23 protein-coding genes and 1 other RNA gene are annotated in these 22,925 nt (G+C 56.4%); 10 read left to right on the top strand and 14 right to left on the bottom strand.

Annotated elements, in window-relative coordinates; all coding sequences use genetic code 11:
• Window positions 1-9: 9 nt before the first annotated feature.
• From A8C75_RS13920 to A8C75_RS13930, 3 genes are all read right to left on the bottom strand, one after another.
• On the bottom strand, window positions 10-1,308 hold the full coding sequence (locus A8C75_RS13920) for a site-specific integrase (RefSeq protein ID WP_067383488.1): 1,299 nt from the start codon (window positions 1,306-1,308) through the stop codon (window positions 10-12).
• Window positions 1,309-1,387: 79 nt separating this feature from the next.
• An RNA gene (ffs, locus tag A8C75_RS13925) (signal recognition particle sRNA small type) lies at window positions 1,388-1,484 on the bottom strand.
• Window positions 1,485-1,594: 110 nt separating this feature from the next.
• Complete coding sequence (locus A8C75_RS13930) at window positions 1,595-2,212, bottom strand: LysE family translocator (RefSeq protein WP_067383491.1); 618 nt, start codon at window positions 2,210-2,212, stop codon at window positions 1,595-1,597.
• Window positions 2,213-2,423: 211 nt separating this feature from the next.
• Between A8C75_RS13930 and A8C75_RS13935 the strand changes: the two genes are divergently transcribed.
• Both A8C75_RS13935 and A8C75_RS13940 read left to right on the top strand, forming a co-directional pair.
• Window positions 2,424-2,996 (top strand): cytochrome b, encoded by a 573-nt coding sequence (locus A8C75_RS13935; protein WP_067383494.1) that lies wholly within the window; start codon window positions 2,424-2,426, stop codon window positions 2,994-2,996.
• A complete protein-coding gene (locus A8C75_RS13940) occupies window positions 2,993-3,568 on the top strand; it encodes a YceI family protein (protein WP_067383497.1) in 576 nt (191 codons plus the stop codon). The genes A8C75_RS13935 and A8C75_RS13940 overlap by 4 nt, the downstream gene beginning before the upstream one ends.
• 85 nt (window positions 3,569-3,653) lie before the next feature.
• Here the strand turns inward: A8C75_RS13940 and A8C75_RS13945 are convergent, their stop codons facing one another.
• A complete protein-coding gene (locus A8C75_RS13945; protein WP_067383499.1) occupies window positions 3,654-4,217 on the bottom strand; it encodes an LOG family protein in 564 nt (187 codons plus the stop codon).
• A 55-nt stretch (window positions 4,218-4,272) separates the two neighbouring features.
• Window positions 4,273-4,920 carry a LysE family translocator gene (locus tag A8C75_RS13950; RefSeq protein WP_084784249.1) on the bottom strand — a complete coding sequence of 216 codons (648 nt, stop codon included), beginning with the start codon at window positions 4,918-4,920 and terminating at the stop codon, window positions 4,273-4,275.
• Between the two features lie 183 nt (window positions 4,921-5,103).
• Between A8C75_RS13950 and A8C75_RS13955 the strand changes: the two genes are divergently transcribed.
• Complete coding sequence (locus A8C75_RS13955; RefSeq protein WP_067383505.1) at window positions 5,104-5,649, top strand: DUF2058 domain-containing protein; 546 nt, start codon at window positions 5,104-5,106, stop codon at window positions 5,647-5,649.
• 27 nt (window positions 5,650-5,676) lie between these two features.
• Here the strand turns inward: A8C75_RS13955 and A8C75_RS13960 are convergent, their stop codons facing one another.
• From A8C75_RS13960 to A8C75_RS13965, 3 genes are all read right to left on the bottom strand, one after another.
• A complete protein-coding gene (locus tag A8C75_RS13960; protein ID WP_157890296.1) occupies window positions 5,677-6,279 on the bottom strand; it encodes a Crp/Fnr family transcriptional regulator in 603 nt (200 codons plus the stop codon).
• Window positions 6,280-6,511: 232 nt separating this feature from the next.
• Window positions 6,512-6,646: a hypothetical protein gene (locus tag A8C75_RS24155; RefSeq protein ID WP_257737047.1), complete on the bottom strand. Its 135-nt coding sequence runs from the start codon at window positions 6,644-6,646 to the stop codon at window positions 6,512-6,514.
• Window positions 6,647-6,816: 170 nt separating this feature from the next.
• Window positions 6,817-7,290, bottom strand: a complete 474-nt coding sequence (locus A8C75_RS13965; RefSeq protein ID WP_067383512.1) for a peroxiredoxin — start codon at window positions 7,288-7,290, stop codon at window positions 6,817-6,819.
• Between the two features lie 247 nt (window positions 7,291-7,537).
• Between A8C75_RS13965 and A8C75_RS23655 the strand changes: the two genes are divergently transcribed.
• The 3 genes from A8C75_RS23655 to fghA all read left to right on the top strand — a co-directional run bounded on the left by A8C75_RS23655 (window position 7,538) and on the right by fghA (window position 10,490).
• Complete coding sequence (locus tag A8C75_RS23655) at window positions 7,538-8,155, top strand: CBS domain-containing protein (protein WP_157890297.1); 618 nt, start codon at window positions 7,538-7,540, stop codon at window positions 8,153-8,155.
• A gap of 278 nt (window positions 8,156-8,433) precedes the next feature.
• Complete coding sequence (locus A8C75_RS13975) at window positions 8,434-9,543, top strand: S-(hydroxymethyl)glutathione dehydrogenase/class III alcohol dehydrogenase (RefSeq protein ID WP_067383518.1); 1,110 nt, start codon at window positions 8,434-8,436, stop codon at window positions 9,541-9,543.
• A 101-nt stretch (window positions 9,544-9,644) separates the two neighbouring features.
• Entirely contained in the window at window positions 9,645-10,490 is an 846-nt protein-coding gene (gene fghA, locus A8C75_RS13980) for an S-formylglutathione hydrolase (protein WP_067383520.1), read from the top strand.
• 142 nt (window positions 10,491-10,632) lie between these two features.
• Here fghA and A8C75_RS13985 read toward each other — a convergent pair whose 3' ends face one another.
• Window positions 10,633-11,901 (bottom strand): DUF3422 domain-containing protein, encoded by a 1,269-nt coding sequence (locus A8C75_RS13985; RefSeq protein WP_067383522.1) that lies wholly within the window; start codon window positions 11,899-11,901, stop codon window positions 10,633-10,635.
• Window positions 11,902-12,466: 565 nt separating this feature from the next.
• On the opposite strand from A8C75_RS13985, the gene A8C75_RS13990 reads away from it, so the two are divergent.
• Window positions 12,467-12,670, top strand: a complete 204-nt coding sequence (locus A8C75_RS13990; RefSeq protein ID WP_067383525.1) for a cold-shock protein — start codon at window positions 12,467-12,469, stop codon at window positions 12,668-12,670.
• A gap of 160 nt (window positions 12,671-12,830) precedes the next feature.
• Here the strand turns inward: A8C75_RS13990 and A8C75_RS13995 are convergent, their stop codons facing one another.
• Complete coding sequence (locus tag A8C75_RS13995; RefSeq protein ID WP_067383528.1) at window positions 12,831-14,309, bottom strand: RimK family protein; 1,479 nt, start codon at window positions 14,307-14,309, stop codon at window positions 12,831-12,833.
• Between the two features lie 169 nt (window positions 14,310-14,478).
• Between A8C75_RS13995 and A8C75_RS14000 the strand changes: the two genes are divergently transcribed.
• Complete coding sequence (locus A8C75_RS14000) at window positions 14,479-15,591, top strand: GNAT family N-acetyltransferase/peptidase C39 family protein (protein WP_067383535.1); 1,113 nt, start codon at window positions 14,479-14,481, stop codon at window positions 15,589-15,591.
• Between the two features lie 251 nt (window positions 15,592-15,842).
• On the opposite strand, the gene A8C75_RS14005 is transcribed toward A8C75_RS14000, so the two are convergent.
• From A8C75_RS14005 to A8C75_RS14020, 4 genes are all read right to left on the bottom strand, one after another.
• Complete coding sequence (locus tag A8C75_RS14005) at window positions 15,843-16,910, bottom strand: ABC transporter ATP-binding protein (RefSeq protein WP_067383537.1); 1,068 nt, start codon at window positions 16,908-16,910, stop codon at window positions 15,843-15,845.
• Window positions 16,911-16,928: 18 nt separating this feature from the next.
• Complete coding sequence (locus tag A8C75_RS14010) at window positions 16,929-17,759, bottom strand: carbohydrate ABC transporter permease (protein ID WP_067383539.1); 831 nt, start codon at window positions 17,757-17,759, stop codon at window positions 16,929-16,931.
• A gap of 2 nt (window positions 17,760-17,761) precedes the next feature.
• Window positions 17,762-18,700: a carbohydrate ABC transporter permease gene (locus A8C75_RS14015; RefSeq protein WP_084784074.1), complete on the bottom strand. Its 939-nt coding sequence runs from the start codon at window positions 18,698-18,700 to the stop codon at window positions 17,762-17,764.
• Window positions 18,701-18,805: 105 nt separating this feature from the next.
• Window positions 18,806-20,167 carry an ABC transporter substrate-binding protein gene (locus tag A8C75_RS14020; RefSeq protein WP_067383542.1) on the bottom strand — a complete coding sequence of 454 codons (1,362 nt, stop codon included), beginning with the start codon at window positions 20,165-20,167 and terminating at the stop codon, window positions 18,806-18,808.
• A 201-nt stretch (window positions 20,168-20,368) separates the two neighbouring features.
• Between A8C75_RS14020 and A8C75_RS14025 the strand changes: the two genes are divergently transcribed.
• Both A8C75_RS14025 and A8C75_RS14030 read left to right on the top strand, forming a co-directional pair.
• Window positions 20,369-21,253, top strand: a complete 885-nt coding sequence (locus A8C75_RS14025; RefSeq protein WP_067383545.1) for a LysR family transcriptional regulator — start codon at window positions 20,369-20,371, stop codon at window positions 21,251-21,253.
• Window positions 21,254-21,446: 193 nt separating this feature from the next.
• The gene (locus tag A8C75_RS14030) at window positions 21,447-22,853 is read left to right on the top strand and encodes a sulfatase family protein (protein ID WP_067383548.1); all 1,407 of its coding nucleotides are present in this window, start codon (window positions 21,447-21,449) and stop codon (window positions 22,851-22,853) included.
• Window positions 22,854-22,925 lie beyond the last annotated feature (72 nt).

Consider the following 22,925-nt stretch of genomic DNA (forward strand, 5'->3'; position numbering starts at 1 on the left):
AGGCCCGACCTAAAAGGTAATCAACTCGACAACCGACACCAGCACCTCCGGCTTGAAGTCCTTCCCGTAGCGGCTGAAGGTAATGCCTCCAGTCTGGTGTCCGAGTATCCCACCGATCAAGCTCTCAGCCACGCCAAGCTGCTTCAGGTGATCCGCAACCGTATGCCGGAAGCTGTGGAAGTCCTTCTTCTCGTCGCCGCCCTTGAAGCCCAGCTTGTCCCGATACCGCGCAAACCACTTCGAAGGCGTAGCGGCATAGCCGTGCCGTTTGTGCCTGACCAGATCAAACAGCATACCGTCTTCTCCCAGCTCCCGGCGCTGCTCAACGTACTGAAGGAACCCGGCTTCCTTGAGCTTGGAATGAATCGGCACCACTCGCTCTGATGTCGGCGTCTTGAGCTTCTGGTCATCCCTGCCCTCCCTGAAGTAAATGCAGTCGATACCATTGATAGTGACCACATCATCAAGGTACAGCTGGCACAGTTCATTCATCCTCGCACCGGTATAGAGTCCCAGCAGCGGGAGCCAGTACTGATACGGCTTGTCACCGTCACGCCGGGCATAGACATCAGCCGCAAACAGCCGCTTCAGGTCATCCTCAGTAAAACGACAGCGCCCTTCGCTCGCCTTCACACGCTGCTTGACCTTCATGCCGTCGAACGGGTTCTTCTCGCAGTACTCCTCCTGCACCGCATAGCCGAAGAAAGCGGTCAGGTACTTCACATAGTTGTTGAAGGTCGTAGTACTAATAGTCGTCTCGGCGTCGGCAATTAGCTGCTCCAGTGGCACCTTGCCCTTCTGGTTCACTCTGGGCGGCAACTGCAATGCCGTTTCCTTGAACTTCTGAGCCTGCTGGCGCTGGTATCGATGAATAGGCAAATCACCGACGATCCGTATCAGCAACTCGACGATGGACTTCTTATCACCCAGCGTCTTCTCACCAACGCCGTCCAAACGTTGGGCCTTGAGGTACTGCTGCAGGACTGTAGAGAGCTTGGGGCTAGACTTCTCGGGCACAGCTGGCGCGGCCTGCACCGGAGTCTGAGACTGATTTAAGGGCCGCTCAGAGCGTTTCCACGACAGTACCGACACATCGACACCCTTCCCGCCCTCGGCTTGAGAGAACAGAGACTGCACCTGATCTAATATCAGAGCGCTTCGGACGATAGCCTGACGTCGGCATTTAGTCTGCAGGGAACGACGGAGATAGGTTTGGGGAATTAGCTGACGGACAGTGTCGGGGACACGAATACGGAAGTAAAAAACGGAGTGTTTTGAGGTCTGAAGGTATGCTGAAGGCCGGGCCATGTGTTCCACTAGGGCACGTCACAGGGTTTAACCACAAGAAAGCCTTAATTTTCAACGTGTTAACGTCAAATGGGGGCAGCTCCACCAGCCACATCCCGGCACACGAGTCGACCGCTGTGGCTGCTCCCTTCCAGGCCTGACCAGGTTCACGGTTTATCGTTGCGGGAGGACCAGCAGAGCTACCATAACATGGTCGTCTGACCAGCCTCTAAACGAGACAGGCGGGCAGTATACCAGCCTCGACGAAGAATGCAAAAGGATTGATTACAAAAGAAAAATCGCTGCGCTACGCCTGCAACTGCAGCACGCGCAGCGCCAGCAATAGCAGAATAACCCCGATGGTTCGATCGATGGCGCGGCTGCGCTGGGCCAGCCAGGCGAGCACCCCGGTACGGGACAGAAACAGCGCCACCAGGCAATACCAGAGGCCATCGATGACCGCCGCCGTACCGATCATCAGCGCCTGGCCTGCCAACGACATCCCAGGGGAGACAAACTGGGAGAACAGTGCCAGGAAGAACACAGCCAGCTTGGGGTTGAGCACCGAGATCATGAAGCCATCGATGCCGGCGCGCATTAGGCTTGCAGGCTTGCCCGCCTCGGCCTGTAGCGCCCCGCCACCGGCACTGCGCAGCGCCTTGACCCCAAGCCAAACAAGATAACCCGCGCCCGCCAGCGTAATGACTCTATATAACGCCTGGGATTCAAGAATCAGCACAGACAGGCCGGCGACCGTCACCAGCGCCCAGAGCGCAACACCGAGCGCGTGACAGACGCCCGTCATCATGCCGTGGCGACCGCCACCACCCAGGGTATGACTCAGCACGACCGCAAGGCTCGGGCCCGGGGATACGGCACCCGCCAGGCAAATCGCACAGAGTGACAACCAGCTCATCCATGTCATGGGGCAAAGCATCCTTTTTCGGTGTAAATGAATGTTGAAATAACGTTTAATTCAAAGAGCGTCCTGCGTCGCCTGAAAATCCGCGACGCGCACGACCATAGAACGCCGGGCAGGATTAGCAGGTGCGCCACGCATGCTGGCTGCGGAACCTATACTGCACGCAACGGACTAATCTACCCGATACGAGGGGCAGGAACACCAAAGGGCAATCATGGCAGTGAAGTTCAAACTCAAAAATGACGATGAAACCTATGGCTGGCCGCTCATCAGTCTGCACTGGCTCATGGCTGTCGCGGTGTTCGGGCTTTACTTCCTTGGCCTCTATATTATCGACCTGGGCTACTACGACCCCAACTACAAGACACTGCCCCACTGGCACCGCAGCCTGGGCATGTTGCTGCTGCTCGCGCTGGGGCTGCGTGTGCTCTGTCGCTGCGTGGATCGCGCGCCCAGCGCCCTGCCCGGCCACGGAAAGGCCACTCGCCTGCTGACCAAAAGCGCCCATTCCCTGCTCTATCTGCTGATGATCACAGCGCTGATCTCCGGCTATGTCATGTCAACCGCAGGAGGCCATGAAATCGCTGTATTCAACTGGTTTTCGGTGCCGCCGCTACCGATCGAGCTGCATCATCAGGCCGACAAGGCCGGCATTATCCACTACTGGAGCTCCACTGCCCTGATTGCACTTTCTAGCGTGCATGCCCTGGCGGCGCTGAAACATCACTTTGTCGACAAAGACTCAACCCTGACACGCATTCTAGGAATTACCCGGGAGAACCCATGAAAACGAACCTGATCAAAAGCCTGGCACTGGGCGGACTACTGGCCGCAGGGCCGCTGTATGCCGCTGAATACGCCATCGATACCGAAGGCGCCCACGCATCCGTCAACTTTCGCGCCAACCACCTGGGCTTCAGCTGGGTCACAGGCCGGCTGGAAAAGTTCGATGGCAGCTTTAACTACGATGCCGCAGACCCGAACAGCGCCAGCGTCTCCATCACCATCGAGGCCGCCAGCGTCAACACCAACCAGGCCGAGCGTGACAAGCACCTGCGCAGCGACGAATTTCTGGACGCAGCAACCTACCCGGAAATCACCTTTGTAAGCACGTCCTACAAGACCAACGGCGACGGCAGCGGCGTACTCAAGGGTGACCTGAGCCTGCACGGCGTCACCAAGCCCGTCACCATCAATGTCACCCGCGTCGGCGAAGGCGATGATCCCTGGGGCGGTTATCGCGCAGGCTTTCAGGGCACCGCCGAGCTGAAGCTAAAAGAATTCGGCATCAACTACAACCTGGGCCCCGCCGCCGAAACTATTTACCTGGATCTGAATATAGAGGGCGTACGCAAGTAAGCATCGCTCGCCATTAACATCATTACATGCCCCTAAGGCGCCCCGACCATCGTTCGCCGGGCGCCTTCTCTGCATGAGTTAACCCTCAGCCCCATTTGTCCGCCGGCGGCTGATAGAACTCAAAAGCCGTCAGCAGCTGCTCGGCCTCTCGCTCTACCATCAGCATGTCCACATACTCGGGCCGTACAAAACCCTCATCACTGCTCTGGTGAATAAACTCCACCAGCTTGTCGTAATAGCCGTCGATACTCAGCAGGCCAAAGGGCTTATGGTGAATCCCCAACTGCGCCCAGCACCAAATTTCAAAAATTTCCTCAAAGGTACCCACACCGCCGGGCAACGCAATAAAGGCGTCGGCCAGATCCGACATCAGCGCCTTGCGCTGGTGCATGGTTTCCACCAGCCGCAATTCCGTCAGTTCCGGGTGCGCCAATTCCCGATCCGCCAGCCCCTTGGGCAATACGCCTATCACCTTGCCGCCCTCACTCAGGGCACCGCTGGCGACCGCGCCCATAAGACCCACCCGGGCACCGCCATACACCACCTCAATACCGCGCCTCGCCAATACCTGACCCAGCTCAAAGGCCGCATCCTTGTACCGACTGCCGGGACGCCCATCCGCCGAGCCACAAAATACCGCTATTCGCATCCTTCACCTCGGTAATCATTTTCCGCGCGCTACCCATGACTCCGGCAGCACGTTGTTAAATTTTGGCCAACGCCAGCCGCACGCCCAGCGCCACCATCACCAGACCTGTAACGCCATGACAAAGCCTGCGCAACATGGGCAAACGCACCCAGCCCCGCACACGGCAGGTCAGCAGCGCCAGCAGCGATTGCCAGCTCATGGCAATAACAAAGTGTATCGCCGCCAGCAACAAGGCCTGGGGCAGCACAGCACCGGCCGGATCAATAAACTGGGGCAAAAACGCCATATAAAAGATGATGGTTTTGGGGTTGAGCAAATTCGATAACAGGCCCTCGCGCCCGCAGCGCCAGAAGGAGACCTGCTGTTGCGTTACCGCCTGCACCGAGTCTGCTGCGGCCTGCTGCCCACGGCCACGCAGTGCCTGGCGCAGGCTGCCCCACCCCAGCCAGGTCAGGTAGGCTGCGCCCGCCATCTTGAGCGCACCGAAGAGCACGGCAGACTGCATCAGCAATACCGATATGCCCAGTGCCGACAGCACCGCATGCACAAAGAGCCCGCTACAGATACCAAAGCTGGTCACCACACCATCGGCCACCCCGCCACGCGCCGCATTGCGCACCGTAAGCAGCGTATCCAGCCCTGGGGATACCGACAACAGCGTCAATGCCACTATGGCAGGTAACAGTTCGACCAGATCAGACACGCGCAGGACTCCCATTCAAGGATAATGACACAAGACGCCATGGATTTTTCAGTACGCCTAGCGGCCCCAGGCAGCCGCCATAATACACCAGCGCAGCAAACATCGGCACCGTGGCGCGGCTCTTAATCAATGCAGGGATTATGCTATAGTGCGGCTGATTTCCAGTCACGGGTAGTTACGATAATGGCGCGCACACTGCAGGATCAGCTGCTGAACATGGGCATGGCCAACAAGAGCCAGGCAAAGAAAGCCAAGGACACCAAGCGCAAGCAAACCAAGCTGCGCAAGTCCGGCATCAAGACAGAGGACCCGGACACCAATGTCCAGTCCGACATCGAACGTCTGCGCCAGGAAAAGCAGGAACGCGACCGCCTGCTGAACCAGCAGCGCGAGGAAGACAGAGCCCGCAAAGCAGGCCTGGCCGAAGCCCTGCAACTGATCCAGCAGCACAGCACCAAAGCGCCTAAAGATGGCAGCATGGCGTACAACTTTGTGCATGACCGGGTCATCAAGACACTGCATCTGGACCGCGCAACACACAACCAGCTCAGCCGTGGCCAGCTCGCCATCGTCATCCTGCAGCCGGGCTACGGCCTCATGGCCGATGATATCGCCGCCCGGATAGAAGAAAAGGCGCCACAGCGCGTGATTCGCATCAAGCCTGAAGCCAAGCCCGATGAAGATGATCCCTACGCCGACTACCAGATACCCGACGATCTGATGTGGTAAACACCCGCCGGGCCAGGAGGCTGGCTGCTAATGCAGCCCGGCCGGGCGGCGCACCTCCACAAAGGCTCCGGACTCTGCTATCTCCACAGCTTCAGCCCTGGCACTTTCATCAGCCCCGGCATTAGCACTAGCGCCAGCTGCGACCTCAGCCGCATAGCTGTGTTCAACCACAAGGTTGTCCACGGCACGCAGGCCGCGCGCCATATCCCTGGACAAATTCATCAGCAGCGTCGCGAATTCCTGGGTATTGGATTCATACAGATCGTTAAACAGACGGGTGGATATTTTCACCACTATGACATCTTCCACCGCCCGTGCACGGCCGATACGCCGGTGCAGCGCGATCATGCCGACGAAGCCAATATTCTCGCCAAAATGGTAGTTGCGGATAAAGCCGTAATGGCCCTGGTGATATTTGTGAAAGGCCATCTGGCCTTTGAGAATGACATAGAAGCCATCAGAGGGTTCGCCGGCTTCGAACAGTACCTCGCCGGGATCCAGCGCCAGCACCTCGCCGCTTCGGATCAAATGCACCACTGTAGTATCGGTGAGTGCACCAAAGGTCGAAATCGTCCTGAAATAGGGCAATCCGAGGTCTTCCATTAACCCCTGCCCAGACAACTTGCGCATGTTCCAGCCCATTCCGGGGCGACAAGGCCAAACTACTCTCTGGCCCAAACCGCTCAAGTGTAACAGCAGCTTTACAGCTGAACCTGCCCAAAGTATAGGCGCTGCAGCCGAGGCCCCGGGCCTGTTACGAATAAATAATTCAGATGTAACAGGCCGCGCACTTTAATAGCCCACAGCAAAAGTGCTATGCCGATGGAAACCAATTATGCAGGGACACTGTTTGTCCGTTTGTTTAGTCCTGCGGCGGTTCCTGGTTAATCAGATTGCAGACCCGCACAAAGCCCCAGATCATCACCGATGCCATTGCCAGCACGCCCACGACGCTTGGCACCAGTACTTCTACGCTGTACACATCCAGACCGAACATTTGCGCCACCTCTGTGTTGCATTGGAATTAACACAGAGGTTATCGGTATCTGCAGGCGCAGATATTGACGCAGCTCAAAGTTCTCGAGGCCTGACAGCCCCAGAACCCGACCAATGCAGCGAGACTTGATCTACATCAACACTGGGACCATCGCGTTACAAAACGAAAGCTTACAGCAGTGCCAGCAGGCTATCGGCATCGCTGACTTCAAATTTTTTCGGCTCTTCAACGTTCAGTGCCGTGACCACACCATCCTCGATGATCATGGCATATCGACGCGACCGCAGCCCGCCAAAATCCGCTGTATCCACACCCAGGCCCAGCGCCTGCGTGAGCGCGCCACCGCCATCGGCCAGTAACGTCAGGGCTTCGGCATTCTGGCTTTGCCCCCAGGCCCGCATCACGAAAGAATCGTTGACCGACAGGCAGGCGATCATGTCCACGCCCTTGGCACGAAACTCATCCGCCTTGACCACATAGCCCGGCAAATGGGTGTTTGAGCAGGTGGGCGTGAATGCCCCCGGCAATGCAAAGAGCACAACTTTCTTGCCGGCAAACAACTCGCTGGCCGGCAGCGTTTCCTGCTCACCCGCCGTCAGCGCGGTAATGTTAACGGCCGGAATACTGTCACCTGTTCTGATCATCTGCATACTCCTGTTGCTAAAACCCGGATAGACGCGCGATTGCGTCTGGATCAAACCCAAGCCGCAGTGTAGCCATTCACCACCCCAAGGAATACTGCAGCGGATCGATTCCAGCCTCCGCAGAGCCAGGTGGCCTCCTTTGCAGGCTTTTCGCTTGCCAGCCTCCCTGGCCAGACCCCAGGCATGCATGGTCTAGTCTTAAGGAGTTACAGGTTGCCAGCAGGGCAACATCTGTCGGAGGTGAAGTGTGTTTAAACTCTTCTCGTCGACGGGGCCTGTATTCGAAGGGAACTCGGACCAGCTCAGGCAACACCTGGGCACGCCCCGTTCCACAGCACAACCCGGCACGTCTGCGCAAAACGCGCGGGCCACAGCAAAGTTTGATCCGACCCGGTTCTACCGGGACCCGGCACTCGGCGCTCAGCCGCAGCAAGCCACTGAGGATCAGGCGCTCAGCACGGTCGCCAGCCTGATGTCGCGCAAGGCCATCAGCATTAGCACCCTGCAAAACCTGGGTGATGCCTGGCAGCTAATGCAACAGCATGATATCGCTCAATTAGTCGTCATCACCCCGCCTCTGCAACTGGTGGGCATGCTGACACGCACCGAAGTACTCAAGTGCCTGATGGTGCGCAACGGCCAGGTCAGCTTTGTCAGCGGCAGCCCCATCAGCGCGCTGATGCAGCAACCCATGATCGTCGTCAGTGAAACCGAGGACATTCGCCAGACTGCACTGCTGATGCTGGAGCGGGATATCAATGCCCTGGCAGTAATCGACAGCCGGGATCAGCTCAGCGGCGTAATCAGCCGACGGGATATTCTGGGATTTCTCGCCCGCGCACGCCCGCTGACATTGCGCGCCTGACGCCTGCCGGACTCCCGCCCTCTGCCTGCGGTCGCCGCGGGCCGACTAGGCACCAATCAAAATGGCATTATTGCAGCTGAGCAAGAATGTTGTGTAAGAAGAAGGCTTAACCTTGGCCGTAGCAGTCGATAAACTGAGCCATCGCTATACTGCTACCGCCGCCCGGTGCACACCCGGCGCCACCTGCTACTCAGGTGCAGCATAACTTTGGCAAAGTCTCACGCCCAGGTTCAGGTACAGAACCCCAGACCCTCTAATCAAACATCAAGGATACTCCCATGAAGTCCCGCGCCGCTGTTGCCTGGGAGGCAGGCAAGCCTCTCCAAATCGAAGAAGTTGATGTCGCAGGCCCGAAACAGGGTGAAGTCCTGTTACGCATGGTCGCCACCGGCGTATGCCACACCGATGCATTCACCCTGTCCGGCGACGACCCGGAAGGCATTTTCCCGTCCATCCTGGGACACGAAGGCGGCGCCGTGGTGGAAGAAATTGGCCCGGGCGTCACCACGCTCAAGCCCGGCGATCACGTTATTCCGCTTTACACACCGGAATGCGGCCAGTGCAAGTTCTGCAAGTCTGGCAAAACCAACCTGTGCCAGGCCATTCGTGCCACTCAGGGCAAGGGCCTGATGCCGGACGGCACCAGCCGCTTCTCGCTCAACGGCAAGACCATTTTCCATTACATGGGCACCTCCACTTTTTCCGAATACACAGTGGTGCCGGAAATTGCCGTGGCCAAGATCAACAAGGCCGCGCCACTGGACAAGGTGTGCCTGCTCGGCTGCGGCGTGACTACCGGCATAGGTGCTGTACTGAACACCGCCAAGGTTGAGCCGGGTGCGACCGTGGCCATCTTTGGCCTCGGTGGTATTGGTCTGAGCGCGATCCAGGGTGCGGTCATGGCCAAGGCCGGCCGTATCATCGCCGTTGATATTAACGAAGACAAGTTCGAGATGGCTCGCCTGCTGGGCGCCACCGACTTTATCAACCCCAAGAAATACGACGCACCGATTCAGGACGTGATCGTGGATCTGACCGATGGCGGCGTCGACTACTCCTTCGAGTGCATCGGCAACGTCAACCTGATGCGCGCAGCCCTGGAATGCTGTCACAAGGGCTGGGGCGAATCGGTCATCGTGGGTGTGGCGGGCGCCGGCCAGGAAATCTCCACCCGGCCTTTCCAGCTGGTTACCGGGCGCGTCTGGCGCGGCACCGCCTTTGGTGGCGTCAAGGGCCGCAGCCAGCTGCCGGGCTACGTCGATCAGTACATGAGCGGCGATATCAAGCTGGATGACTTCGTGACCCACACCATGGGGCTGGAAGACATCAACAAGGCCTTCGACCTGATGCATGAAGGCAAAAGCATCCGCTCGGTTGTGCTGTTCTGATCCTGACTGAACAAGCCGCGCACGCGCAAAGGGCCTGAGGGCCCTTTTTGCTGTATCGCGAACACTCTGCCCTTCTACTCTCTACTATCGGATACGTCACCATGAGTCTGGAACGCCTTTCCCGTAATCGTGCTTTCGACGGCTGGCTCGAACGCTATAGCCACAGATCCACCAGCCTTGATTGCGACATGGTTTTCGCCATCTACCTGCCCGATCAGACCCTCAGTGCGCCCTGTCACAGCCTCTACTGGCTATCGGGCCTGACCTGCACCGATGAAAACTTCACCCAGAAGGCCGGCGCCCTGCGCGTCGCCGCAGAACTGGGCCTGGCACTGGTGTGCCCGGACACCAGCCCGCGCGGCTTCGACATGCCGGGCGAGCACGACAGCTACGATTTTGGCAGCGGCGCAGGTTTCTACGTCAACGCCACCGAGCAGCCCTGGGCCAGCCATTACCGCATGTACGACTACGTCAATGTCGAACTGCCGGCGCTGATCGAAGCGCAGTTCCCGGTCACCGGCAAGCGCAGCATCAGCGGTCACTCCATGGGCGGCCACGGCGCCCTGATCAGTGCCCTGAAAAACCCTGGGGTTTACTGCTCAGTATCCGCCTTTGCCCCCATCAGCAATCCAAGCCAGTGCCCCTGGGGCGAGAAAGCCCTGGGCGGCTACCTGGGCAACGATCGCAGCACCTGGGCGGCCTATGATGCCTGCGCCCTGATTCGCAGCGAGCTGACAGAGCGACTGCCGCTTTTGGTCGACCAGGGCGATGCCGACAATTTCCTCACCGAGCAGCTCAAACCCGAGGCGCTGCAAGCCGCCTGCGATGCCAGCGGCCATGCATTGGAACTGCGTATGCAACGGGGCTATGACCACAGCTACTTCTTTATCTCGAGCTTTATCGAAGACCACCTGCGCTTTCATGCCAAGGCACTGAACAACGCCTGAGCCACTCGCAAAAACAAGCCGGGGCCCTTGTCGGGGCACCCGGCTATTGGCTATCAGCAACGCCCCTAAAACACATCCGGGAAGCACCCAGCACACACCTGAAAGCTCCTTTCAACAGGCCTCCAAGAACTCACACCAGGCACTATTCCTCGTCCTTGTCGTAGCCCTTGAGCATCTTGCGTACATACCAGAACAGGCCGAGCGCGATCAATGGCACCGACGCACTGAGCAGAAAGCTGGCACGGGTTTCCAGCGCCTCGTCCACCACCACATTGCGCAGCGTGCGGTCGATCAGGTCGAAAGCATAGTAGGTCACCACTATCACGGTGAAGCTTTCGAGCTTGGCCTGCAGCCGCAGCTGGTTACGGGCACGGTGATTGATTCCGCGCAGCAGATCGCGATTCTGATTTTCGATCGACAGGTCGACCTGGGAGCGGATGAGATCGGTAGAACGACCGATACGCTGTGACAGTCGCTCAATACGCTCGCCCGTTGAGCGACAGGTACGGTGGGCCGGATCCAGCCGCCGCTCCATGAACTGTTCCACCGTCTGCAGGCCCTCGATACGCGATTCACGCAACTCCGCGATGCGCCTGTCCACCAGGGCAAAATACGCCTCTGTGGCCGAAAAACGATTGGCAGTATGGGCCGACAACCCCTCCACCTGGGCCGCCAGCGCCATCAGTTCTTGCAACAGCAGGGCTGCATCGCTGTCGGGCTCGGCGATGCGCTCAACAACATCCGCCAGTTGCTGGTCAAGCATCGACACCATGGGCATGGTCTCCAGCGCCAGGGGCAACGCCAGCAGTGCCATATGACGGTAGGTCTCAATTTCACAGATACGCTGCAGCAAGCGTCCAGCCTGGAACAGCGTCATGCCGCCCTTGTCCTGCACCAGCACGCGATTGTAGCCATTGTCACTGCGCACCCGAAAATTGGTGCGCAGCGCTGCCGCATGCCCCATCACATCGGAGCCATTGATCTGTGAAGCACCGGGGGCGCCCGCGTTGAAATGCGCCTCAGCCCAGCCATCAAAATCAGCCACTTTGCTGCGAAACAGCACTTCCACGCCACACAGAAAGGCACCGGGCAACTGCTCGCTCCAGTCGTCTGGCAGCTCCGGTGCCTCGGTGTCGCCAAAGCGGTAGAACGTCAGGCTGTAAAACTCGCTATGTGGCTCGTAGCGCAGGGCACGCTGCCCCTGGCGACAAAAGAAGAATCCGCTACCACCCGTTTCAAGTTCAAAACCGCCCCTTGCTGCGAGCTCACGCACCCTGCGCTCGACGCCATCCTGCGGCTCGCCATCGTGCAGGATGGCGATCTGCAACAGCGCCAGGGGCGCACTGATCTGCTGAAACGGCCGGGCATGTACCTCGGCAATAATCTGGTCACGCAAGGGGTGTGTATACATAGACTCGCTCTCAAACGACAGGCTCCGGCCTGCCGTGCTACTGCAGAATGCGACAGAAGATACCTGCCACTCTGCACAGGTTATTCTGCTGCAATGACCATACCAAGACAACTCCTCCCAGGGGGTAGATTGCCCTCTATCTGCCGGGTCTCGTCGAGCCCGTTAAAGCTGCCTACCTTGCAGCACATCAGAGCTGCACTGCGAACAGAGGCTTTATGGCGCAGCCCCCTCCACCATCCTGCAGCCACCCAAGCCTGCCGCTATGGTGATTTCTGCTCGTATTGCAACAGTGAAATGGTCCTGAACAAATCATATTTGCAGCATCCGAAAATATCCTCGCCAGGCCCCCAAATGCAGTTGACTTCCCCCTAGAATTCGCTATCCTCCTATCAAGCTTGAAATACAGCTCCAGTTTGATGTCAACGCACGATGCTCCTGTTAGTAGTACCTCGTTCTGATCTTCATAACGGAATTCCTGCATTTCTCAGCTAGACCCGCCTTGGTGGCTGTCGTTTTTCGATACTGCCAGGCTTTACGTAAAACAAAATCCTTATGGAGTTCAACAATGTCCACTACCGGCACTGTTAAATGGTTCAACGAAGAAAAAGGTTACGGTTTCATTGCTCAGGATAGCGGCCCGGACGTATTCGTTCATTTCCGCGCTATCACTGGTGACGGCTTCCGTACCCTGACCGAAGGCCAGAAAGTACAGTTCGACGTGACTCAGGGCCAGAAAGGTCCTCAGGCAGAGAACGTCAGCGTCATCTAAGACGTTTCTGACACGCAAAAAACCGGCGTTCCTTCACAGGCGCCGGTTTTTTTGTGTCTGATTTTCGAGCACAGACCCCGCCCTTGTGATACAAAAACGGGCACCGCCCCGCTGCTTGTCCTGCAGCAAGGCAACACCCGCTAATGACCACAGCACCGGATTAGCGGCGATTCAACTCCATGCGGCGCAAAAACTCGGCCATGATTTCATGGTAGAGCGCAGCACCCAGGAAAAGGTCTTCCACACCTTCGTCGACATTAGGGTTGTCGTTGACCTCGATCACCACCACCCGATCGCCACTCTGCTTAAGATCCACGCCATAGAGACCATCACCGATCAGACGTGTCGCCTTCAGCGCTGCTGCCAGTACCGCCGGTGGTACCTCGTAGGTCGGCAGCGTGTCGAAGCCGCCGGAGTCCACATCGCCGCTGCTGCCGTGACGGTAGATCTGCCAGTGATTCTTCACCATATAGTAGCGACAGGCGAACAGCGGCTTGTTGTTCAGCACACCAATGCGCCAGTCGTAATCGGTGTACAGGAACTCCTGAGCCAGCACCAGCGACGAGCTCTGCAGCAGCTCCTTCAGGCCCGCCACCAGCTCCTGGCGCGTTTGCGCCTTGCACATGCCACGGGAAAAAGCACCATCAGGAATCTTCAGCACGATCGGGAAGCCCAGCGCCTCGATCATCTCATCCAGCGTTTCCTTGTCGGTGTTGCTGACAATGCGCGTACCGGGGGTGGCGATTTTGTTGATACGCAGCAACTCCGCCAGGTAGACCTTGTTGGTACAGCGCAGTATCGAGGTCGGATCATCCAGCACCACCAGGCCTTCGGCCTCGGCTTTCTTGGCAAAACGGTAGGTATGATGATCAATGGCGGTCGTTTCGCGAATAAAGAGTCCGTCGTATTCCGGCAGACGCATCAGATCCCGCTTGCCGATCAGCTCCACGTTGATGCCCAGCTGGCGACCACTGTCGATAAAGTGCTTGATGGCATCCTTGTCGCTGGGCGGCAGCGCTTCGTCCGGATCCACCAGCATGGCCAGATCAAAGCGGTAGCGTTTGCGCGCGCGGGGCTTGCGCCACATGCGGTTGCTGAACCGCTCCAGTGCCGCGGCAAACAGCTCCTGCTCGCTCTCCAGCTTGATATCACGCACCGAGAGCTGACGAATATTATCTACCTGCCAGACCTTGCCCCGCTTCAGGCGCACCTCCAGTACCGGGCACGGGAAGCGCTCGAACAGCTGCTTGGCGATGGGCGACAGCTCGCTCATCAGCACTTCGCCAAAGAAGATGCGCAGCTCAATATTGGACTGATCACCGGAAATTCGGCCCGCCAGGCTGTCCAGAGTGCTGCCCAGGCCATCCAGCTGCAGGCTGTATAGTGACTTGCGACGCAGGTCGTTGATCACCCGCACGGAGGGAATCACGTGGTGATCACGCGCCTCCGCCAGCAGCGAACAGTAGTACCCCCGCCCCAGCGCCCGGCTGTTGCGACAGCAGTTAAGGATACGCACGCGCCCGGCCCGCTGAGCGTCTGCCAGCGCCAGGTACTGATCAAAGGATATGACGTCTTTACTGGGGTAATAGGGCGCCCAGTCACCCAGGTCATCGACCACAACGTAAAAAGAGGAAGGCATCGATCTTGCAGTTCCGGCAGGGGTGAATTTTCGCGATTATGCGCGCCCAGTGCCCGCCGGTACAAGGGTTTGACGCGCACGCCGATAAATTTAGTACAGCACTGATACCTGTGCCGGATCCCGGTGGTAATATCGCCCTATACCACTGGTCTGTACGGACAAAAACAGCTTGAACACCCTGAGCACGCGCCCGGCGACCCCCGCCGACATCGACACCCTGCTCGACATCGAACAGCAGTGCTTCAGCGCCGACAAGCTGTCGCGCCGCAGCTTCCTGCGCCTGATCAAGCACGGCCATGCCAGCCTGCTGATGGCCTTCAGTGACAACGAAATAGCCGGCTACACACTGGTGCTCTATCGCAAGGGCACCCATCTGGCGCGCCTTTATTCGCTGGCGGTACTGCCGCAGATGCGTGGCCGCGGCATTGCCCGGCAACTACTGCAGGACGCCGAGAAAAGCGCCCGCGAGCAGCTGTGCATTTTCATGCGCCTGGAAGTCAATGTCGGCAACCCGGGCGCCATCGCCCTGTACCGGCAGAGCGGCTACCATCCCATAGGCACCATCGAGGACTATTACGAAGACGGTGCCAGCGCCCTGAAGATGGAAAAGCCGATCCGCCGCCGCGCACCGGCCGGTGGCCAGATCCGCACCGCCTTCTACGAGCAGACCACGCCCTTTACCTGCGGCCCCGCCAGCCTGATGATGGGCATGCACGCCCTGATTCCCGAATACACCATGGGCCGTCGGGAAGAACTGCAAATCTGGCGCGAATCCACCACCATCTTCATGACCGCAGGCCATGGTGGCTGCTCACCCCAGGGACTGGCGCTGAGCGCCTGGCGCCGCGGCTTCGACGTACGGTTGTATTGCAACACGACTCAGGTGCCCTTTATCGACAGCGTGCGCAATCCGGAGAAGAAACAGGTCATCGCCCTGGCCCATGAAGACTTTACTGAACAGCTGACCGAAACCGGGGTCGAGATCCACGGACGGGAAATGACCCTGGCGCAGTTGCAGCAGCATATTCAAAACGGTGACGTGCTTATCAGCCTGATCAGCACCTGGCGGCTAAACCGCAACAAGGCGCCCCACTGGATCATCATTACCGCCGCCGACGAGCGCTTCGTGTATCTGACCGACCCGGATCACGACCGCGACGAATGGCAAAGCCAGACCGATTACATAGACGTACCGGTGGAAGTGAATGAGTTTCTGGCGATGGCCGCCTTTGGCCGTTCGCGCCTGAAAAGCACCCTGGCCCTCAGCCGGCGTCGGCGCTGACAGCAATAGCCGAAACAGGTTAATGTAAGCGGTATCTAAAGAGGTTCTGTCTACCTTGCTGTCGCGGCTATGTTGCGAGTGTAAGTTCCCCCTGTAAAGACCGCCAAGGATAGCGGGAATCCTTACTTTTCAGGAGCACAAGTTAAGGCACTGCACTGCCTGTTAATGGCTAACAAACAGGTAGGGAACCTATTTGTTAGCCAGGTACATAATCAGAACGTTTGAAGTATATCCCGTTGAATCGTCACGCGTTACTCAGGTCCAGGGATCCGTCGTCCAGAGTCAGCCTCAAAGATATGCAGGTTGTTACTGTCAAAACCAAGGCGTATCTTGTCGCCAATCGCGGCATCGTATCGCCCTGCAATACGCCAGCAGATATCTGTATCATTGGCCGTAAGGAAAACATAGGTCTCAGCGCCCAAGTGCTCGATAACCTGCACTTCCCCCTCAATGCTTCCCGCCTCAGCTGGAAAAAGGTGCTCCGGGCGAATACCGACTTCAACGTGTTTGCTATCCGTTTGAGGAGTAGCCTCCAGCCTGACCAGGCTGCCATTTTCACCCATACGCAGGCCATTTCCTTCCAGCTTTGCCGGCAGGATATTAATCGACGGAGAACCGATAAACTCGGCGACAAACTTGTTTGCCGGGCGGTCATACAGCTCCAGGGGGGTTCCGACCTGGGAAATGGTTCCCTGGTCCAGCACGACGATGCGGTCTGCCATCGTCATGGCTTCAACCTGGTCATGGGTTACATAGATGGAGGTGGCGTTCAGGCGTTGATGCAGCTTGCGCACCTCGGTGCGCATTTGAACACGCAGCTGCGCGTCCAGGTTTGACAGGGGCTCATCGAAGAGAAACAGCTTGGGATCACGAACAATAGCGCGCCCCATGGCAACACGCTGCCTCTGCCCCCCGGACAGGGCGCGGGGCAAACGATCCAGATAGGGTGTCAACTTCAGGGATTCGGCCGCCTGTGTTACTGCCTTGTTGATCCGCTCGCTATCCTGCTTTTCCAGCGTCATAGAAAAGCTCATGTTCTTTTCAACGGTCATGTGCGGGTACAGCGCGTAGCTTTGAAAAACCATCGCAATACCACGTTCTCTGGGCTCCAGGTCGTTCACTGTCTCCCCGCCGATTCGAAGTTCCCCGCCGGTAATGTCTTCCAGGCCAGCGATCATGCGTAAAAGCGTTGATTTCCCGCAGCCGGATGGCCCAACCAGGACTATAAATTCCTTGTCCTTGATATGCAGGTCAATTCCACGAATAACATCGATACCGGAAAAGTCCTTTTTGAGGTTTTCAATTCTAACTTCAGCCATTTCTCGTACTCCAATAAATTATTTAACGGCGCCCATAGTCAGGCCCTGAACGACAAAACGCTGGCCAAAAAACATAAGAAACAGAGCGGGAATGGTGGATAAAACAGATGCTGAAGCCATTTGACCATATTGAATTTCATACTGCTGAGCAAAGCGTGCAATGGCGACCGGGACCGTTGCCGTATCCATGCTGGTAAGATTAAGTGCGGCTGCAAATTCGTTCCATGAAAAAACAAAAGACAGCACACCGGCGGCTATAAGACCAGGTTTCACCAATGGTAGTGCAATTTTCCAGAAAACATCAATCCTGCGGCAGCCATCCATCATCGCGGCGTCTTCAATATCTTTAGGAACTTCATTGAAATATGACATCATCAACCATATGGTCATGGGCATATGTAACGTGATGTGGATAAGAACAAGTGCAGTTAGACTTTCGGAAAGGCCCACTTCGCGGAAGATCAGGTACCAGGGACCAATTAATGTAAGTGGTGAAATCATGTTAAAGAGCAGCGTCCACCCGAGAAAACCGCCGGCGATATATTTGTTCCACTTTAGCCGGCTAAGTGAGTAAGCGGCGAGCGTCCCTATGATCAAAACGAAGATCGTCGAAACTGTAGCCACTACCAGACTGTTCCATATATTAACCGGAAAATCAGAGCGGCGAGAGTAAAGCACGTCTGTATAGTTCGTCAGTGTAGGATTAAATATCCAGGACCCCTGAAGAATATCAATCTCGAATTTAAATGACTGGAGAGAAATCCATAGAAAAGGGGCTATTATAATCGCAACGCCCAGTCCAAGCAGAGCATAACCAATAAGGCGAGAGTATCCACGCAGTGCAAGCATTATCAGTTCTCCTTAAGGGCTGAGCCCGCACACTTTCCAACCCAAAGGAAAGCAACCGTGGCGCAGATTATTGCAATGGAAAGAAGTGCACCGTAGCCCATCTCATTCTGTACAAAGAAAACCTTATAAAGGTGAAGACTAACGACCTCCGTTGACGTCCCGGGACCACCTGAGGTTAACAAAAAAACTTCATCAAAAACTTTAAAGGCCAGAATGCTGCGAAACAGTAAGGCGACAAAGATAGCGGGCTTGAGCAAAGGAATAATGATTTTAAAAAGAATCGCCCTATTCCCTGCTCCGTCAACGCGCGCCGCCTCAATCACGTCCCGGGGCAACCCTTCGACCGATGCGAACAATATCAGAAATACAAATGGGGTCCAGTGCCAAACATCAACAATAATCACCGACATCAGCGCAAGCGAAGTAGAACCAAGCCAGTTCAACGGAGCTATTCCGATATAACCTAGCATTTGATTAATGACACCAAAGTCAAAGCCGTACATCAGACTCCACATGGAACCGATGGCGATAGGCGGCATCAGGATTGGAATGATAAGCGCCGTACGTACCACGCCCTTGAACCTGGTAATTGATGACACCAGTATTGCCAAGCCAAGACCAAGTACTATTTCAACACTGACCGATACAACAGAAAAGACTATTGTATTCCAGAGTGCGATCCGAAATATTTCATCGCTTAAAAGATCCTGAAAGTTTCTGACAGGCGTAAACGTCCAAACTTCACTGGCCTGCTCAAATGTAATCGTTGAAACTGCCATCCAGATTAGATTAATAAAAGGATAGGCCGTTAGCATCAGCATCATGACAAGCGCCGGGCCCAGTGTGAACCAATTTAAATGCTTGTCGATGAAATCAATCAATGACCGAGGCTTACCTTCTATACGCGCATCGCTCTTTTGTAAACGGAGTATTCTTGCCATGTTATTTTTATCTCCACGCTGAATATGGCTGCTTTAAGTACGACTAGCCGCTGGTACCTGGCAGAGCCCGCTGACCAAGAAAGACCAGGCCTGCGGGCCCCTTACCTATTCAGATAGAGGGGTTAACGTACCGGTTTTACGGCCACTTCTGACAAAAAGCTTATGCATTTCTTCGGCAGCGGCATTCAAAGCGGCAGCGGACGAAAGCTCTCCAATAAGCGCTTGATTTAGCTTGAGCTCGAGCACATCGACGACAGCCGCGCCTTCGGCATAACCGTATATCTGCTTGCCGTGCTCAATCGCGTCCTGGTAGGTATCCATCCAGCGAAACTCCCGCTGCAGTTTCAGATCGCTTGCGTACACGTCCCGCCGGACAGGTATCGCACCGGCTTCAGCATAGGCGTACTGCGCTTCATAGGTCAGAAACCACTTTGAGAAAGCTAAGGCTCCTTTCTTGCCACTATCGGATGCGTTATGGGGGATGCCAAACACCCAGTTCGCGATTCCCACACCGGGACTTGCGTCCATCGAGGCGCTCGGCAATACACTGGACTCGATCTTGTCCACGACCGCAGACTTGCGTGGATCATCGAAGTTTGGAAATGCAGCAACAACAGCATGGGCCTGCAAACCTTTGCCGGTTTGCAGTAGCTGGATCAAGTCACCCTGACCAATGATGCCGTAATTCTCCGGGCCACACTTCTGGCTGACTTCAATAAATTTGTCCAGCGCCTGCTGTGCGGCCGGTGAGTTCAAGATCACACTGTAATCACCATTCAGTGGATCTGCCACGAGATTGCCGCCATAACTAAGTAGGTAAGGCATGAAGGAATAAGTGACACCTCCACCACGCTGCCCAACCTGCAAATAGCCGTATGTATCGGACGGATTATGCAGGGCCTCGCAATTTTTCAATACCTCATCAAACGTCCTGGCAGGCGACAGGCCTTTTTCCTTGAATACATCCCCTCGGTAGAATTGCAGTTGAATATTTCCGTTAGGTGAGTACCCCATCAACGTGCCCGAGTCACAGGTCCGAAACCTTTTACCTTGGTCCCAGCAACCACTGTCATCGTAGGCGTAGACTTCGTCCGGCACTTCAAAGGCAGGATCGATATCCGTCAGGGGCGTGAGAAAGCCACCTTCGTAGAATTCAATCGTCCATGGGCTGTCGATATTCACAAGGTCAAGAGGGCTCGTTCCGGGGCTGCGCACAGCGGCACGGGCTTTCTCAAGCATGCCGTTAAAAGGCGTCACTTCCAGACTGACCCTGTTCCCTGTCTGCTCTTCGTAGAGCTCCACCACAGCCTCGAATCCCCGGTACCAGGGGGATGAATTTATCAGGATCGTGATGGGTTCTTGTTTTCCAACATCAACGTAGCTGTCTGTCGCATATACGGTGCCGCTTACCAGCATGAGTGCGCCGGCAGCGAGACCGAGTGCGGATGAAAGACGAAATTTTTCCATGGATACCACCCTTGGTTACTCTTGTTGTATTTATAGCGTCGATCGGCTTTGCCAATCCGAGGGCTCCGGCTCGGGCTGTTAACGTCGGCTGCTGACGGCTCACAAAACCCACCAAACTCAGTGTCTTCAATCATCCTATGCGTTTCAATTTCTGCATGATAATGATATTAAGTCATTCTAACCATAACTTAAGGTGATGATATGGACCGCAGAATTCATGCGTTTCTCGCGGTTGCCCGGTCCGGGAATCTAACCCAGGCGGCTGAAAGCATTGCCCTTTCACAGCCGGCCCTGACAAAGACCATTCGAATGCTGGAGCATGAATTCGGAGGTCAGCTGTTTGAGCGCTCCAGGCGCGGCATGAAGCTGACGGCAGTGGGGGAAGCCCTGCTCAAACACGCCGAAAACATAGAGCTGCAATACCGACTCGCCCACGAGAAGACCAGGGCCGTCCGGGATGGTGAGGTTTCGAAATTCAGTATCGCAGCCGGCGTTGTCTATCATTCGGACGTTGCGTTGCAGCTCATCGAGCGCCTCGCCCAGGAGTTCCCGATGACAAAGCTCAGATTGAGCTTTGAAGGCCCGAACTCCGCGCTTCCAAAGTTGCTGGACGGCGAGGTAGACCTCTTTCTGGGGGCCCTTATTGGCGGCGCTCCAGAGGGGATAAAGAGCTTATGGCTGATGAAAATTGAAGAATGTGCATATTGCTCCCGCAACCATCCGCTCGCCAACGCCGAAACAATTGCAATCGCTGATTTGGTTGACTGCCAGTGGATAATCCCAAGTCGTACGCCAGAGCTGAACATGAGATTGCAGGATTTTTATGCCAGTCATTCGCTGCCGCCGCCCAATATCAGCATCGAGATCGATGCAATCAGCGGTGTTTGTAATGTGGCAAGCCGATCGCAACACCTGACCCTGCTGCCGCAAGTGCTGGAACGGGACGCGGCAAAATATGACCTGGTCCGGCTAAAGCAGCTGCCGCCGATATGGCAATTCAGTTCCGGGGCCCTGTTCCGTGAGTCGTCGGAGTCGTACAGGATCGTTCAGCGGATACTGGCATTGATCCCGACCCTGCTCAGCTGACCGCCATAGGGTTATCCGATAAGCCCCCGGCATTATGTGTGTTGTGTTACCTGTCAGCGCAGGGCAAGACAGGAACGAAGTGAGTCGTATTATTCGTTTTAGTTATCGATACGGACAAAACATTTGATTATACGCTATGAAACATCGTTGCTACCTTGCTGGAAACGAAGACGCGAACCCGCGGAGGAACAACATGTCCAAGCCCAACATTATTGTATTCTTTACCGATCAGCAGCGGCACGACACCACCGGTGTACATGGTAACCCGATGGGGCTCACACCCAACTTCGACCGGATAGCCAGGTCCGGCACACACCTTTATCATTCATTCTCAACCCAGCCTCTGTGCGGTCCGGCCCGTGCCACGATGCAAACCGGGCAATTCTCCACGCAAACCGGCGTCTTTCGCAACGGTATCACGCTGAGTGAAGATGCCGAGACGATGGCCAAGGTGTTTAACCGCAATGGCTACTCAACCGGCTACATCGGTAAATGGCACCTCGGGGGAGCTGACCCCGTGCCTAAAAACATGCGCGGAGGCTACCAGAGCTGGCTCGGCGCGAACCTGGTGGAACATATCTCTGACGCCTATGACGCCATCCTGTTCGACGAGGATGGCAACCCGAAAAAACTGCCTGGATACCGTGTTGATGCGGTCACTGATGCCGCGATACGGTATTGCAATACCCATCAGGACGACCCCTTCATGCTGTTCGTATCCCTCCTGGAACCCCATCATCAAAACCATATAGACGACTACCCGGCTCCCGATGGCTACCGTGAAGCCTGTGCGGCAAACCTGTGGACACCGCCCGACTTGATGACTTACAAGGGCACGAGCCCGTGGCAGCTTAGTGGTTACTACGGGATGGTGAAACGGATTGACGAGGCATTTGGTCGCTTGATGGACGCCCTGAAGAGCCTGGACATGCTCGACAACACCATTGTGCTGTTCACTACGGACCATGGGTGCCACTTCAAGACCCGCAATGATGAATACAAGCGTGCTTGCCACGAGAGCGCAGTGCGCATTCCAACGCTGATTACCGGCCCGGGGTTTAACGCCGGCGGCCAGGTCAGGGGGCTTTTCGGCACCGTTGATGTTGCCCCGACCCTTATTGATGCTGCGGGCCTTGAAGTGCCCAACAGCATGGTCGGCAAATCCGTACTGCCCCTGGTTCGGGATGCGCGTGCGCCCTGGCGCCAGGACCTGTTCTTTCAGATCAGTGAAACCGAGACCGGCCGTGCGCTAAGAACCCATCGATGGAAATATGGCGTCACGTCGGACTATGACCGACATCATGCCGGTGCCGAGATTTACCGTGAGAGCTATCTCTACGACCTCGATACTGACCCCTACGAGCTGGTCAATCTAATCGGCATGGCCCCTTTCCGCGAGCTTGCGGACCAGTTGAAAGAGAGACTATTGGCGTGGATCGCCGAGGTTGAAGATGGGAGCCGACCGGTTATAGAGAATGCAGCCGAGGTTCCCGCGGGGCAGCATCGCCTCAAGGCGACCGATCTGATGGCCCTGCAGCAATACGAACGCCTTGGTTTAGGCAACGGAGTGAGCGAAGGCACAGCAAAACGCCGGGCATAAACCCCATGACTCCACGCCCCCAGCCTGGCTGACCCAACGTCATGCCAGGCTGACTGAAGCCCCCCCGGGCAT

This window comes from Marinobacterium aestuarii, assembly GCF_001651805.1.
Classification (GTDB): domain Bacteria; phylum Pseudomonadota; class Gammaproteobacteria; order Pseudomonadales; family Balneatricaceae; genus Marinobacterium_A; species Marinobacterium_A aestuarii.

Bases quoted from the DNA above. Each gene is read 5' to 3' on its own strand.
- A8C75_RS13920 (WP_067383488.1), bottom strand. From the start codon at position 1,308: ATGGCCCGGCCTTCAGCATACCTTCAGACCTCAAAACACTCCGTTTTT.
- A8C75_RS13930 (WP_067383491.1), bottom strand. From the start codon at position 2,212: ATGACATGGATGAGCTGGTTGTCACTCTGTGCGATTTGCCTGGCGGGT.
- A8C75_RS13935 (WP_067383494.1), top strand. From the start codon at position 2,424: ATGGCAGTGAAGTTCAAACTCAAAAATGACGATGAAACCTATGGCTGG.
- A8C75_RS13940 (WP_067383497.1), top strand. From the start codon at position 2,993: ATGAAAACGAACCTGATCAAAAGCCTGGCACTGGGCGGACTACTGGCC.
- A8C75_RS13945 (WP_067383499.1), bottom strand. From the start codon at position 4,217: ATGCGAATAGCGGTATTTTGTGGCTCGGCGGATGGGCGTCCCGGCAGT.
- A8C75_RS13955 (WP_067383505.1), top strand. From the start codon at position 5,104: ATGGCGCGCACACTGCAGGATCAGCTGCTGAACATGGGCATGGCCAAC.
- A8C75_RS13960 (WP_157890296.1), bottom strand. From the start codon at position 6,279: ATGCGCAAGTTGTCTGGGCAGGGGTTAATGGAAGACCTCGGATTGCCC.
- A8C75_RS24155 (WP_257737047.1), bottom strand. From the start codon at position 6,646: ATGTTCGGTCTGGATGTGTACAGCGTAGAAGTACTGGTGCCAAGCGTC.
- A8C75_RS13965 (WP_067383512.1), bottom strand. From the start codon at position 7,290: ATGATCAGAACAGGTGACAGTATTCCGGCCGTTAACATTACCGCGCTG.
- A8C75_RS13975 (WP_067383518.1), top strand. From the start codon at position 8,434: ATGAAGTCCCGCGCCGCTGTTGCCTGGGAGGCAGGCAAGCCTCTCCAA.
- fghA (WP_067383520.1), top strand. From the start codon at position 9,645: ATGAGTCTGGAACGCCTTTCCCGTAATCGTGCTTTCGACGGCTGGCTC.
- A8C75_RS13985 (WP_067383522.1), bottom strand. From the start codon at position 11,901: ATGTATACACACCCCTTGCGTGACCAGATTATTGCCGAGGTACATGCC.
- A8C75_RS13990 (WP_067383525.1), top strand. From the start codon at position 12,467: ATGTCCACTACCGGCACTGTTAAATGGTTCAACGAAGAAAAAGGTTAC.
- A8C75_RS13995 (WP_067383528.1), bottom strand. From the start codon at position 14,309: ATGCCTTCCTCTTTTTACGTTGTGGTCGATGACCTGGGTGACTGGGCG.
- A8C75_RS14005 (WP_067383537.1), bottom strand. From the start codon at position 16,910: ATGGCTGAAGTTAGAATTGAAAACCTCAAAAAGGACTTTTCCGGTATC.
- A8C75_RS14010 (WP_067383539.1), bottom strand. From the start codon at position 17,759: ATGCTTGCACTGCGTGGATACTCTCGCCTTATTGGTTATGCTCTGCTT.
- A8C75_RS14015 (WP_084784074.1), bottom strand. From the start codon at position 18,700: ATGGCAAGAATACTCCGTTTACAAAAGAGCGATGCGCGTATAGAAGGT.
- A8C75_RS14020 (WP_067383542.1), bottom strand. From the start codon at position 20,167: ATGGAAAAATTTCGTCTTTCATCCGCACTCGGTCTCGCTGCCGGCGCA.
- A8C75_RS14025 (WP_067383545.1), top strand. From the start codon at position 20,369: ATGGACCGCAGAATTCATGCGTTTCTCGCGGTTGCCCGGTCCGGGAAT.
- A8C75_RS14030 (WP_067383548.1), top strand. From the start codon at position 21,447: ATGTCCAAGCCCAACATTATTGTATTCTTTACCGATCAGCAGCGGCAC.